Consider the following 13,282-nt stretch of genomic DNA (forward strand, 5'->3'; position numbering starts at 1 on the left):
GGAATACCCCTCAATCTTCTTATCAAGTTCGTACTTTTCCCATATCGTCGATAATAACATGGACATCACTCTCCTAGGTTATCAATCAAGTAAACTTGATTCTATTATGTCCCAGAAGTATAAAATTCATACTAGAGTTATTCCAGAATCGAATCCTATGACTAAATAGTTGATGCTTAAAACCCATTGGTATTGGTGATGTGAGGCGTTTTTTCGAACTGCAAACGTTCCCCGATTGCTTAACAGGGAATTGTACTCGATTTCATCACTTAGATCGAGGAGGAGCGATTAGATTATCCCACTATCGCTCCGAGATTGCAGAAGACTCGAAATTAGAATCCCCAGTTTCCATTTCGGAAAATCGAAACGATCTCACCTGATTCTGTTTCGCCATCAATTTCAAGGTCTGCAGTGCCAAACATAAAATCAACGTGAATCAGGCTTTCATTCAAGTCCTGCTCTGCTAATTCCTCTTTATTCATATCTGGTCCACCCTCTAACGCTATTGGTAAACCATTACCAAGTGCCACATGACAGGAAGCATTTTCATCATATAACGTATTGTAGAAGACAAGCTCTGAATTAGAAATCGGTGAGTTATACGGAACGAGTGCTATTTCACCTAAACATTTCGCACCCTCATCCGTTCCTAGTATCGATTTAAGTACTTCATAACCTTCTTCAGCACTAAAATCGATAACTTTCCCCTCTTCAAAAGTCAAGGAGAATCCAGAGATTAAATAGCCATTATAGTTTAATGGCTTAGAGCTCTTTATCACACCGTTCACACCTTCTCTCTTCGGAACCGTAAACACTTCTTCCGTCGGTATGTTTGGAACATACGAAACCCCTCTTTCGCTTTTGAAATTTGCACACATCCACTTATGTAAATTAGGTAATTCAACAGAAAAGCTGGTCCCATTGTTGGCTCTGTAATGAAGTTTCTTGAAGTTGTTTTCATTTAGAAAGCGCACAGACCTATTCATCGTTTCAACGTGTTCCTTCCACGTCTGTACAGGGTGATCTGTATTTGTTCGGGTCACTTCAAATATTTGTTCCCAAAGCAGTTGTATACTTTCTTCTTCTGAACGATCAGGAAACACTTGCTTCGCCCATTCTTTTGATGGGACAGCTACAATACACCAGTTCATTTTCCCTGATATCTGGTAAGACTGGAACGTACGAAGTGCTTCTGCGATCGCTTTTTGTACCATAGATACACGCTTAGGATCAACGTCCTTTAATAAATTTGGGTTCGGAGAAAAAACGTTTAACAAGGCTGCACCTTCTTTAGCCATCTCCTCGTATCCCTTCGCTTTCCACTCAGGGTAGTGTTTTAGCCCCTCTTCTGGAGCTTTTTTATATTTGGTTAACAAAACTTGTTCATCAGTATACTCAACCATTACAACCTTTGCACCTTTGTCATAAGCCATTTTTACAACCTGCTGTACAAACTCTGAGGCATGAATTGGGGCATCAATAATGAGCGTTTGACCCTTTTGAAGGTTCAGCCCAATCTCAACAGTAATAGCAGCGTATTTTTCTAAACGTTTCGAATCATTATTCATCCAATCATCCTCTATCGTTTATTAGTAAAGAGAGCAAAACATTATTAGAGTTGCGCTCCGAGATTGTGGAAGACTCAATTTCAAGATAGATATATAATACTTCCTGGTTATGCCTTGTTTCTGTTTACATGGTAGATTTCATGCTTATTTAACATACCCTATATTTTTCTTTTGTCCGCTTATATCCAATTCAGGATGGTATTCTCTCACCAATCTCATAACCTCTTCAATTAATCCCTCTAACTCTATTACACCTTTTTTGGGATCACCTATTAATATTTCGTTCATTCGATTATGGAGATTTTCTGGTTTAATCTCCATAAGTTCAATATTATTCCCCATCCATTTAAAAACAGGGTGATGAACATACATATGATTTAGGCCAAACAAAACTCCAAACAAATTCTTTTGCACCCCACAAATGACATCGTAGAGCATCAACCAGTCCTTACGTTTTAAAAGTGCTTCGCGGTTATTCCATCGATTACTCAACCAGAGATTTTCAGAAATCATATGTTTAGAAAATTGTAATGGATATGTAGCAACCCTATTCTTTAATTCATTGATTCTTTCTTTCCCAAATAGGCCAACACCACTATGAATGGAAGCTAAAATACATTGCTTGTCATAATTAGTTTCGTAATTTTCCACCACATCGGAAATGAAACGTTCTACTGTTTCAAACAAAAAGCTGCTAATCTCAAACTTAATGCCATTCTGATTTAAGTAAGCCTCCGACCATTCTTCATCTTCATAAGGATGATACGATAGAAAAATTCCATCAATTTGCTGTATGGGATACCGTCGCTCCTCATCTGTTGGAGGGCTTGACCACAGAATATGTAACTCAATATCTGAATGTTCATCTTGTAGGTTTTTAGATACTGAACCAGCAAGAATGATGGCTTCTATTTTTGGGTTTTCCTTATACACCGCTGCCATACCTATTGATTGTTGTAATAGATCCATGTTAGACCTCCACATTTTTACGTTTGATAATCGTATTTTTAATAAAGACACCTAGTTGTTTTTTACAGCCTTTTCTTTTAATGAAAGCAATCTTTAGTACAGCAATCGCTCCGAGATTTCTTAACAATGAAATGATATGCTTTTTAATTCTTCTAAAAATAAATACCAATCAAAAATATGACAAAAACCTCTCTACTTAAAACCGACTATATGCTTGGAATAAAGGATTGATCTCGAACCACAACCGTTTCTGGAACAAATCGAACTAAGATATTGCTATCTCCTAATCCTTTGAACCTGTGGTCCCAATTGTCTTCATCAGGCCCAAGATAACGCTTTAATAAGCGAGTGGCAATTCCTCTATCAAAAGGCTCTACAGAAGCACTTCCTCTGAATCCTGCATGTAAGACTTTTCCGGTAGTATGGTCTAAATCAACTATACCAATTGCACACTTAGGGCTTTCTTCTATTCTCCTAGGAAAGCTATCTGAGGAAGGTGTTCCGATAATCCATAAGCAGTTATTTTCCCAATAGAACCAAACAGGAGATTCTCGAGGTCCTTCTGATGATGAAGTTGAGAGGTGTGCAAACAAAGGTTTCTTAAGAAACTCATCAAAGTTAAAGCTTTTGTTACCTTCGATTATTTTCAATGTATACATCCTTTCAAGTAGTTATTAAATAACGTTCAAATAAACAGCTTACCTAGTTATTTATACCAATTATTTCAAATTAAACAGATTAACTCAATACAAAAAAAGAACTTATCTTATTACAGATAAGCTCCGAATTTACTTGAATAGTTATTATCTATTTGCCGTGTACTTTCGGTATCTGTTTTCTGTATATAACCAAATACCTGTTCCAAATAAAACACCAAATATAATTGCAGTTATTATATACTCTGCAATATTTCCGAGCTCTTTACCCAAGAAAAAGTTTAACGCCACTTTTCCTAATAAAAAGCCTATTCCACCTAGAAAAACTCCGTGGAAGAGGATGTACTTCCATTTACCCATTTTTCTAGTTTCACTCCATTTATTTAAGAACTTATCTTCTTGGGAAATAATAATCACCTGCCATTTTTAATATTGTGCATTTACCAAATAAAATCTTAATCATTTTTCTAGCTATTTGCCAAACAACTTAATACCAATTATTTCAAATGCAAATGATTAACTCAATCTTTATTTCTTAAAAACTGGAGCTTATCCGTAATTACGGATAAGCTCCGAGATAATTGAGTATGAGATATAACTTATTTCTGTCGAATTCACCACTCAATATCTTCATAAATATCACAGATAAATCTTCCATCCACTTTACCCTCTTCGAACAATTGTTTCGCTGTACTAAACTCTTGAGTAACTGAGCCTTTTACTTTTGTTAAGTAAAATCTCTCTTCATCTTGGCTAATCCAATATTCATTATTTCCATAATGGAAATTGTACTCTTCTCCAATGTGAATTCCATTTTGAAACACTTTGAACTGATCTTTAGTCATTTCATCACTCCATTCAAGTGTTTCAACTAGAGCTTGTAAAAAGCTAAACGAAACGATTGAGAAATTGAGTTGATATCCCTGTTTTATCAACATTAGGTCAGATTTACTTGAAGACTCGTATTCGAAGCAATCAGATATATTTTGTTGGAAATTCTTACTCAGGTTTACGCTAGATTACTTAAAAAAGTATAAATCCCAACGAAAATACTAAATCCAGCAACAAGGAATGATGTGAAAGCGACTGGTTTTCGTTTTTGAAATTCAGTAACCCCCATAACAAGAAACATTCCACCCATTAATAGCATTAAATAAGGCAATATAATTTCAGCTGTTCCACTCATCAAACCATAAATAGATAGAGAAACTACAATAGTTGCCAAAATTATTCTAATTATTTTCACCAGCACTTCCCCCGCAATAATGAAATTAGGTCCTTTACTAAAGTTCCCTGTAATACAGTTAAAATGAGCGCAAACCTCTCTAGATTATCGCTCTGAGATTACAGTACATAGATATTTGTTATGATTGTTTCCAACCACTGGTTTGTATCCTTAAAACAGAAGCCATTATTCCTATGAGGCAAAAGATAATTCCTACTGGAAAGAGGAAGAATAGTATAAGATCTGGAATTATTCCAAGGTACGGTAGAATTGTACATACCGGAACTGCAATGGTCAGGGTTAATAAGATAATCAAATCTAGTTTTTTGGTATTCAAACGAAAATCCTCCTAAAGCAATACAATACATTTATTAGCTACTAATCTTAGTTAACACTCTTAGATCCAATTATTTCAAAATAGTGCTAATAAATCCATCTTTTTTACATAAATAGAAGCCTATCTTATTACAGATAAGCTCCGATTTTATTGAACAAAACACTTCTCTAGCTGGTATTGAAAATTTCGATACCAGTCGACTTAATACCTAGTGATGCTATTTATTGCTAAGACACAAATTTAATTATTTTCCACAGATTGTTTCAATTTTATTCTTCTGTATAGAGTGTTGAAAATTATCATTGCAAATCCAAAACAAATTGAGATATTTGTAAACATTGTTAGATTACCTAAGTTGATTAATAATAGACCTCCGAGTACAAAAAGGATAATCGCCAACATATTAACAATCCAGTATATCCGAGAATAATTTATTGTAGAATTAGAACTATTTTTCACAGGACACCTCCTTTAAGTAACTAGTTTATTATTCTTATTAGACTTAAGAGCTCCTATAAGGATTATAATGTGTCTTTCTCTAAATCACTCATCAATTGAATTCTAGATTATACTTCCGCAATCCTTTAATTCCAATTATTTCAAATTAGAACCATTGTCTCAACCATTTTATTGAAAGAAAGGACGTAATTCCTAAATGCGGAATTACGCCCGATTGATGAAGATCGTTCTTCATGGTTTAAGCTATTATGATATTGCAGAATTGCTCCGAAATAATTGAACAATTAATAATACTAATACGAAATCATTAGCAACTTTTTAACCTCTTCATATAAATTCGGATGGTTTTGAATCGAAACATATTTCAGCCTGGTACCAGAAGGATCTTGGTAAATGAAAGAACCATCTTCAAACATATTAATAAAATAGGTTTTCCCCTGCAATTTTTCATTCTCTGCTAAAGCAATTATGTAATTACCAGTTTCATTTAATAACTTATTCTTCTCTTTGATTTTTTCAGGTTTTTGTTCAGTTACTTCAACACTTTCTATCTTTTGTATAAAGGTACTAATCTTATCAATATCCTCTACTTCTTTTTTAGTCTCTTTACTTGCCACTCCATTATTATCTACACCTTGTATAGTGAGAAATTTATACTCTCCTTCAATTTCAATAGTATCGGATCCGCACCCACATAGGATAGTAAAACTTAGCATTGACACTATTATTACTTTCATTAGATTCATTTCAATTCACCTAACTTCCAACAACTGTACTGTGTTCAAGACCAATCATTTCAAAAAGAAGCAAGTTTCTCAATCATTATTTCTAAAAAAAACAGGAGCGTATCTAATGAGAGATAAGCTCCGAGATTGTTGAAGACTTGATTTAAAGGGATATATAATCTTTAGCTAAAATCTAATCTTTTAGACATCATTATCATCTTGGGACTAACATAAAAGTTACTTTTCTTGTAAAAAGCTTCTGCCTGTCCTTCTCTCGCTGTTAGAAGATATATACGACTTATTTTCTTTTCCTCGCATATGTTCTCAAATTCTTTCAATAATTTAGAGCCTATTCCCTTACTTTGAAGATCAGTTTTCACACACATTTCGTTAAGATAAAAATGATTGCTGCTTAACCACTTTTCAGTATATCCTAACAAAAATCCAATTAACTCTTCTTTATCATCGTATATTCCATTGCCTATGAAATTAGGATTATTAAATATATCCTCTAAGCGTTCTCTCGCATCTTCTAGTTCCCAACCATCATACCAAGGTTCTCCATTAAAAACGTCAATATATAGCTTTGTGGCTTCTTCTATATTAGTTGAGTTTAACCTCTTTAACTCAGTATTCATTTTCTCTCCTTCTTTCAATAAACAAGGTATCTTAGAAAGTTCAACTATCGCTCCGATTTAATTGAACAAGAATAATGTATTACATAGCCAATTTTTAGTGCTTACAGTTCTAATTATGAAACGATATTTTTTCGAGACATATCCTTTAACCATTATTTTATTTTTGATTTATTAATTCATAATTACAAAATAGGCAAGAATGTTCCATAAACTATGAGCAACTATACACGGAATAAGGGAATTTGTTTTATTATATATTATAGATAATATTAGCCCTATAAGAAACTGAAAAAATTGATTATCAAAATGTACATATCCAAAAACCGAAGAGGAGAAAATAATAGCAATCCATGGTGTTATTTTTTTCGAAAGATATCCCGTTAAAAATCCCCTGAACAAAATTTCTTCCGCAACCGGTACTATTAGACATGAGAATAGAAGAGTATAAGTTGTATTTTTATCGAGTAACCAAATATCATAATTTACTCTTCTTAATAAACTATCACTAATAAAAATCCCCCACTTAAAAGTGATAAAATATAATGTATACATTATAAAGAGAGATGGTATAACCCAATAGATTTTTTTTATATCTTTTAGTTTTAATTCACCAATTAAAAAAGTTCTAATATCAGATATACTCAAAATAACAATCATGCTATATATTACCCATAACGGACCAGATAAGTTATTATACTTAAATAAAGGAGACCTAATACTAAATACAATAGAAAAAATAACAGATCCTATTAACAACAATAATGAAACAACAAAAAAACTTTTCCACATGAATTGATTTTTATCGTGAAGTTTTTGTTCGATTTTTATCCCTCCACTATGTATTTTACAAAAACTCAAGAAACTATTGGCTACACCTAATTTAAAGTGTATTCATTTTACATCCTCAATTCTAAACTATCTTTAGAAATTTTATTTGTAACATCATAAGCAACTTTCCAAAATTGCATTTCTTTATTATATAATTCTTCTAATATGTGCTTTATTTTTTTGAAATACTCTTTGCTTTCGTAACGGTGTACGTAATAAAAATTTAAAGACATTTTTTTGTATAATGAGATGATGCCCGGTAAAAGTTTAGCTAATGATGCTTCTCTTAATGCTGGAATTAATATTTCGACCTCTTTAATAAATTCCAGATAAAGTTTTCTAAACCCTGCTCCCCCAGTCCCAATTCTTTCAACCCTCATATATGTATTGTAACTATTTTCCTTCCAATACGGAAGTTCTGACCAATAAGAGATCTCTTGAGATAATTTTAAGATACTCGTTAAACCGTAAAAATCATTTCCAAAAAGGAAGCTTTCTGCATTTTCCTTTATTGCTTTAATTATTTTTTGTTCAAGATTATTTATCTCAAACTTATATACAGGAGCCCACATATTTTTTACAAAAAAAGGCCCTTTTGGTATTTGACATGCTTTTTGTAAATCATTCTTTTTAATTTCTATGTATTCTTTTTGAAAATACTCACTTATTAAATATAGTTCTTTATTTTCATCATAACCTACAATTGAAAGCGTATGAGCCCCAACACTCCCTAGTGAATTGAAATCAAGCTGAAAAATGTTTAACTCATTGATATCTACTAATATTAAAACTGGAATCCCCATGCTTAAATAATCATTAATTTTTTTAAAGTTTAACTTTTCCGCATAATTCCACTTAAAAGGATAATTTATTGTATCAAAAAAGCTTTTCTCTAAAATTGGATTTCTTAAGTTAATTAATCTTGGCATATAATCTGTAAAAGGCACGTAATTAAATGATACCCCTTTAGATAATCCTAGGACCATCGCCTCACTCAAATTGTTACCATAATATTTACTGATCTCAACTAATGAATTAGTAGCGCAATGTTTTCCGACTGATGACGGGTATTTTGAGATTAACATAGAAATATTTTCCACTCCCTTATTCAACAAAGTTAAGTTGATATTCTGAACTAATATTCTTTTGTGTTTCTACATGATTGTGATCAATTACAATACACGTAATATCCTCATTTATTTTATCTATCAAATCGATCATTTCTTTTTTCGCTGTATGGTCTAGGTTTGATAACGACTCATCTAATACTAAAACTTCTGGGTTAGAGTATAGCGCACAAAAAATTGACATTAATTGTTTCTCTCCGCTAGACAAATTAGAAACAACATTTTTCTTTCTGATATTTCGCAACAATTTTTCAGCTGACTCTTCAATTTCCTTTTGGATATGTAGACTTATTTGAGAATTCGAACCACGTTTTTGTGCATTTAATATATTTTGACTAATAAAGTTAGAAGTGAATTGTGGTTGTTGAAGAGATACTCCTATAATAGATCTGATTTGCTTAGGAGGGATTTCATCAAACTCTTTTCCATCAATATAAATATTTCTGCTATCATTAAATTTTAATAACGATAGGATTAAGCTGGATTTACCCACTCCATTTTTCCCCAACAGAAAGTTCACTTTCCCTCTTTGGAAATCCATTTCCAATCCGGAAACAATCGTTTTTTTATCAATTGACACAACTGCTTGTTTTAATGTAATCTTACCTTCGCTAATTCTTAAAGAATTATCTGGATTAAGTATCATTGCCTCATCTTCTAGCTCAAAAAAATTCTTGACTCTATTTACACTTATAAGTTGTGTTTTTAACTGAATCATTAATGAAGATAAATTCCTAGCTGGAGTTAAAAACATACCTGTGTATATAAAAATAGTAAAAAAATCACCCAAAGTTATTGAACCTTTTAATACACTTAAGCCCCCATAAAAAAATAATATAATAAAATACAAATATAAAACCAAGCTATTCAAAAGGCTTAAATACGAGCTTAAAAAACCATTTTTATGATGTAGGTAATTTGTATAATTAAAATCCTTTAAAAGGCGTTTATACAGATGAGAATTCTCATTGTAGTATTTAAATGCAATGAAATTATTATTTATTTGTTCGGAACTATTTGAAATCTTGTCTCTAAATGAAATAATTCTTCTGTTTACAGAATAAATTTTATCGCCCAATATTTTATAAAAACAAAAGTAAAAAAGAAAAATAATTAACATCACGATTAAAATTTTTATTTCTATATAACTAAGTATCAATATTACACCGACAAGTGTAATAGTATTTAAAACCAGATTAATTGCGGTATTATTAACTATATTCTGACAAACAGGTATATCATTATTCATTAACTGTACTACATTAATTCCTTTGAGTTGGTTTAAACTCCTAATTCTAGTCAATTTATTAAGTGCCTTTTTTCTTAAATGTAGATTGCTATTGGATATAGTTTTAATATTGAGATATGACTTTAGAAAAATAAACAGTAACAAGAAAATAATTATAATTAATAGTAATAATGTAAAAGCGGTTAACATTTGAGAGTCCGTATCCATTAAAACATTATCAATAAAATATTTAGCTAGTAGGGGCAATGCTAAATACAAAACAGATAAAATAAGAGAGATTAATAAATATATTATGATTGTTTTTTTCTGAAAAGAGATGTTGAAAACTAAAAATTTTATTAATTGTTTATTCATTATTATCCTCTTGTAAAACATCGCTCCTTTTAAGGTTCAATATATTCTCCATAAACTGAGCTTCTTCTCCAAACACGTGGGATAATACCACATCTTGATCTTCACCAAGGGACAACATATGATTTAATTTTTCATCAAAAAAACCAAAAATTGCTCTGCATCCTAACTTCATACTGCTGCTTAATAAATAAAAATTCTGAGAAATATGGCCAAGGTCTAAATAAACTAATTTGTACCCTCTATCGCCATACTTTGCACATGTTCTCATAAAGTTAGCTACACTTATTACAACGAAGGGGGATCTCTGCAAAAGTTCTGGTTGTGTAAATGCATTCATTAAACTTTCTCTAAAGTCTCCAACTTTAACTAATTGAAGAGTATTTTTCTCAGTATTATAATAATACAATCCTTTTTCTATGTCTTTAACATTAAAAATATATACATATAAATCTATTGGATACTTGGAACCTGCAGAGGGTACTGGTCTTTTTTGATATTTGTTTCTTTTTCCATAAGAATAAAATAGAAGATTTGAAAGTAGTTCAAAATCTTGCAATGGTCTAACTGTAGGTTTATCAAGTGATTTCCTATTTTCTACTGCTTCAATAATGTTTTCGTTAATAATACTATCGTCGGTCTTAAGGGAATACTCTCTTAGAAAATAAAAATCAGTTTCATAGTTGTTATTAATGTTTTCGTTTTTTGCTTCTATCGACTCCCAATTAATTAGTCTTTCTTTACTTAAGCGGGTATTTAAATGAAACGAATGGGCTAATGTGATTTTATCTATATTTTTCAAAATTATTCCTCCGTTTTTATTATGGGAATGGATGAGGCATCTTATTAAAGTAGTTATTCACATTTATTCCCATGGTTTCTGGAACACTTTTTAATCTTTTACATTCAAGCATAGGGATCCCTACCTCTAAAAATGAAAATTCTGGGACTACTGTACGAACAACTTTCAAAGAAAGGGACTCCATATCAACCGTGGTTAAATCTTTGGTGAGAACAGTAATTCCCTTATCATTTAAATTCTTTACTAATGAACTAAAGCTATCAATCTTATTTTTAATTGAAAGTGAAAAATCCACCACTTTACCATTTTTAATGAAATTAAGAGAGTTTAACCCATTACCAAATGCATAATATTTAATATGATCAGCAAATGACTGTAGGTTCTCATGATTAGTAATATCTTTCACTTCTGGAGTGTTGTATTTTCCATGTAAATTGAAGAGAGAAAGTGCTTCTGATAGAGCTCCCTCTAACGCTTCTAAAGGATTGAAATGCGCTTTTGCTCCTACTTGAATAAAAGGAGGCTTCTGCCTTAGATTTTCTAATAAAACGAAATAAACTGGTACATTTATATCTAACGAAATATCTATTATATATGGCTTTAAATCAACTTCTTTGCATAAAGTTAATATTTTGTTGATTCTATTGCATTTTATTGAATCTAAATCTATAACTGGTAATTCTAATTGGTTCAACCACATAATCGTAAATGCATCTCTTTCAATGCACTCTAAGAGAGAACGTTCTTTTGCAAATTGAAGAGTTGGACCAGCAGCCAACCCAGTGGATGTAATATCCCTAATTACATTTTCTCTGAGTCTAGAATCAGAACCCATGAATACAGTATTGGCCGGTACCCACTTAGTTTCTTTTTTAATCTCATCGAAACACTCAGTCCAATAAAAGGGAGTATCTAAATCAATACTCTTTTGTATCCCTATTTCTTTATATTGAACATCAGAAACTCTTGTTATATCCAAAGGATTTAACAAACTAAAATCAGTTCTTAGATTATTATAGCTTCCATATATTAAATCATGTCCAATTGTTGAAGAGGAACAGTACCTTTCTACACCTTCTCCTAGGGCAGAAGTCAAAGCCTTTTCATCAGAAAAAAAATCATACCCTAAAGATAGACCAGAATTCTCTATTAACAGCTCTTCATTTTCATTCATTAATTTTCTTCTATACAATATATATATATTCATTGGAATAGGTAATTTAAAACCTAATCCTTTTTCTAAATAATAAAATACTCCTGTTTTTTTATTGACTAATTTATCGACTAACTTCATAACCTAACTCCTCAATGTAATTTACTTCTTTGCATCTCGCACACCCAGGTACCTTCAAGATATAATTCAAGTTACCTTCCATTTTAATTGGGTTATAATTATATTCATTAAAAAAAAGTTGGCTTCTATAACTTCCAAAAAATTTTATTATGTTTATTTTTAATGAATTAATAAACATTTCTTCCAAACCAGGAAAATAGTATTTATCCTTCACATTTTCGTTGTATTTTTCATAGTATTGCCAGTCCTTTTTAGGATTTTGATAATTCGAATAAAGTCTATTCCAATAGCATATATAGCAAGATGATTTAGTAGAAAATATTGGCCCGATATTATATTCTTGTTCTTCTATTACAGCTTTTATAAATGGTTTAGCTTTGCTTAGTGATAAATCATTAAGCTTTGAAAAAAGAGTTTTGTTTTCATAATTATCGATACCTATAATTAAATCTGCTTCGTCCTGTTTAGTGGTAACTACTAATATTTCTTGTACCGCATTTACTAATTTGCCTACTAAAGTACTTTCACCTTCTACATACACTTTTTTTAAAGTTATATTAGAGAATTCTTCCAAAGCGTCATTTTCAGTTAAGTTATTGTTGTTGATAGAATTAAATAAACTAGATTGTTCGTTATTAATTGTTTGTAAATTGTTCACTTTATGTTTCAAAAAAACTATTCTTTTATTGATTAATAATTGAATTATCTCTTCTACTTGAGAAAGTCCTATAGAAGTTTCAACCGATATGTCTTCAGTTTTATATTCCCCATTCAAAAATGGTAGTATTTTGATAATTAAGCCAACAGATTTACCTGTAAATGTTAAATTTTTCTTATTATAAAAGAAAATTAGTTCATTACTTGAAATTATTTCATAAAAGTAATTTCTAATTATTGGATAATTCATACTTACCTCCATTATAAATTAATAAGAAGAGAAACAATAAGAGTCTCTCTTCTTATTAAAATTCTTAAGTATTTTAATTAACCGCAACATTTTGAATCATAAGAACTACTACTGCTACTACTGCTACAAGAGCATCCAGTACAAGAG

General features: G+C 31.2%; 14 protein-coding genes. All 14 read right to left on the reverse strand.

Annotation, left to right across the window (positions count from 1 at the left end; genetic code table 11):
- Window positions 1-332: 332 nt before the first annotated feature.
- The 14 genes from FBF83_RS10755 to FBF83_RS10820 all read right to left on the reverse strand — a co-directional run bounded on the left by FBF83_RS10755 (window position 333) and on the right by FBF83_RS10820 (window position 13,135).
- Window positions 333-1,568, reverse strand: coding sequence for an aminopeptidase (locus FBF83_RS10755; protein ID WP_136947185.1), 1,236 nt, complete (start codon window positions 1,566-1,568; stop codon window positions 333-335).
- Window positions 1,569-1,712: 144 nt separating this feature from the next.
- On the reverse strand, window positions 1,713-2,537 hold the full coding sequence (locus FBF83_RS10760) for a DUF4037 domain-containing protein (RefSeq protein ID WP_136947186.1): 825 nt from the start codon (window positions 2,535-2,537) through the stop codon (window positions 1,713-1,715).
- 206 nt (window positions 2,538-2,743) lie between these two features.
- Window positions 2,744-3,187 carry a pyridoxamine 5'-phosphate oxidase family protein gene (locus FBF83_RS10765; RefSeq protein ID WP_240688073.1) on the reverse strand — a complete coding sequence of 148 codons (444 nt, stop codon included), beginning with the start codon at window positions 3,185-3,187 and terminating at the stop codon, window positions 2,744-2,746.
- Between the two features lie 153 nt (window positions 3,188-3,340).
- A complete protein-coding gene (locus FBF83_RS10770; RefSeq protein ID WP_136947188.1) occupies window positions 3,341-3,553 on the reverse strand; it encodes a hypothetical protein in 213 nt (70 codons plus the stop codon).
- A 254-nt stretch (window positions 3,554-3,807) separates the two neighbouring features.
- Entirely contained in the window at window positions 3,808-4,038 is a 231-nt protein-coding gene (locus FBF83_RS10775; protein ID WP_136947189.1) for a hypothetical protein, read from the reverse strand.
- 164 nt (window positions 4,039-4,202) lie between these two features.
- A complete protein-coding gene (locus FBF83_RS10780; RefSeq protein WP_136947190.1) occupies window positions 4,203-4,439 on the reverse strand; it encodes a DUF3953 domain-containing protein in 237 nt (78 codons plus the stop codon).
- 1,068 nt (window positions 4,440-5,507) lie between these two features.
- Window positions 5,508-5,960 (reverse strand): hypothetical protein, encoded by a 453-nt coding sequence (locus FBF83_RS10785; protein WP_136947191.1) that lies wholly within the window; start codon window positions 5,958-5,960, stop codon window positions 5,508-5,510.
- A 161-nt stretch (window positions 5,961-6,121) separates the two neighbouring features.
- Window positions 6,122-6,577: a GNAT family N-acetyltransferase gene (locus FBF83_RS10790; protein ID WP_136947192.1), complete on the reverse strand. Its 456-nt coding sequence runs from the start codon at window positions 6,575-6,577 to the stop codon at window positions 6,122-6,124.
- A 171-nt stretch (window positions 6,578-6,748) separates the two neighbouring features.
- The gene (locus FBF83_RS10795; RefSeq protein WP_136947193.1) at window positions 6,749-7,435 is read right to left on the reverse strand and encodes a CPBP family intramembrane glutamic endopeptidase; all 687 of its coding nucleotides are present in this window, start codon (window positions 7,433-7,435) and stop codon (window positions 6,749-6,751) included.
- Window positions 7,436-7,473: 38 nt separating this feature from the next.
- Window positions 7,474-8,490: a BtrH N-terminal domain-containing protein gene (locus tag FBF83_RS10800; protein WP_136947194.1), complete on the reverse strand. Its 1,017-nt coding sequence runs from the start codon at window positions 8,488-8,490 to the stop codon at window positions 7,474-7,476.
- A gap of 19 nt (window positions 8,491-8,509) precedes the next feature.
- Window positions 8,510-10,135: an ABC transporter ATP-binding protein gene (locus FBF83_RS10805; protein ID WP_169525381.1), complete on the reverse strand. Its 1,626-nt coding sequence runs from the start codon at window positions 10,133-10,135 to the stop codon at window positions 8,510-8,512.
- Window positions 10,128-10,934, reverse strand: coding sequence for a SagB/ThcOx family dehydrogenase (locus FBF83_RS10810; protein ID WP_169525383.1), 807 nt, complete (start codon window positions 10,932-10,934; stop codon window positions 10,128-10,130). The genes FBF83_RS10805 and FBF83_RS10810 overlap by 8 nt, the downstream gene beginning before the upstream one ends.
- A 19-nt stretch (window positions 10,935-10,953) precedes the next feature.
- Window positions 10,954-12,228 carry a YcaO-like family protein gene (locus FBF83_RS10815; RefSeq protein ID WP_136947197.1) on the reverse strand — a complete coding sequence of 425 codons (1,275 nt, stop codon included), beginning with the start codon at window positions 12,226-12,228 and terminating at the stop codon, window positions 10,954-10,956.
- Window positions 12,212-13,135, reverse strand: a complete 924-nt coding sequence (locus tag FBF83_RS10820; protein WP_136947198.1) for a hypothetical protein — start codon at window positions 13,133-13,135, stop codon at window positions 12,212-12,214. The genes FBF83_RS10815 and FBF83_RS10820 overlap by 17 nt, the downstream gene beginning before the upstream one ends.
- Window positions 13,136-13,282: the final 147 nt, after the last annotated feature.

Source organism: Guptibacillus hwajinpoensis, assembly GCF_005144865.1.
GTDB classification, from domain to species: domain Bacteria; phylum Bacillota; class Bacilli; order Bacillales; family Guptibacillaceae; genus Guptibacillus; species Guptibacillus hwajinpoensis_A.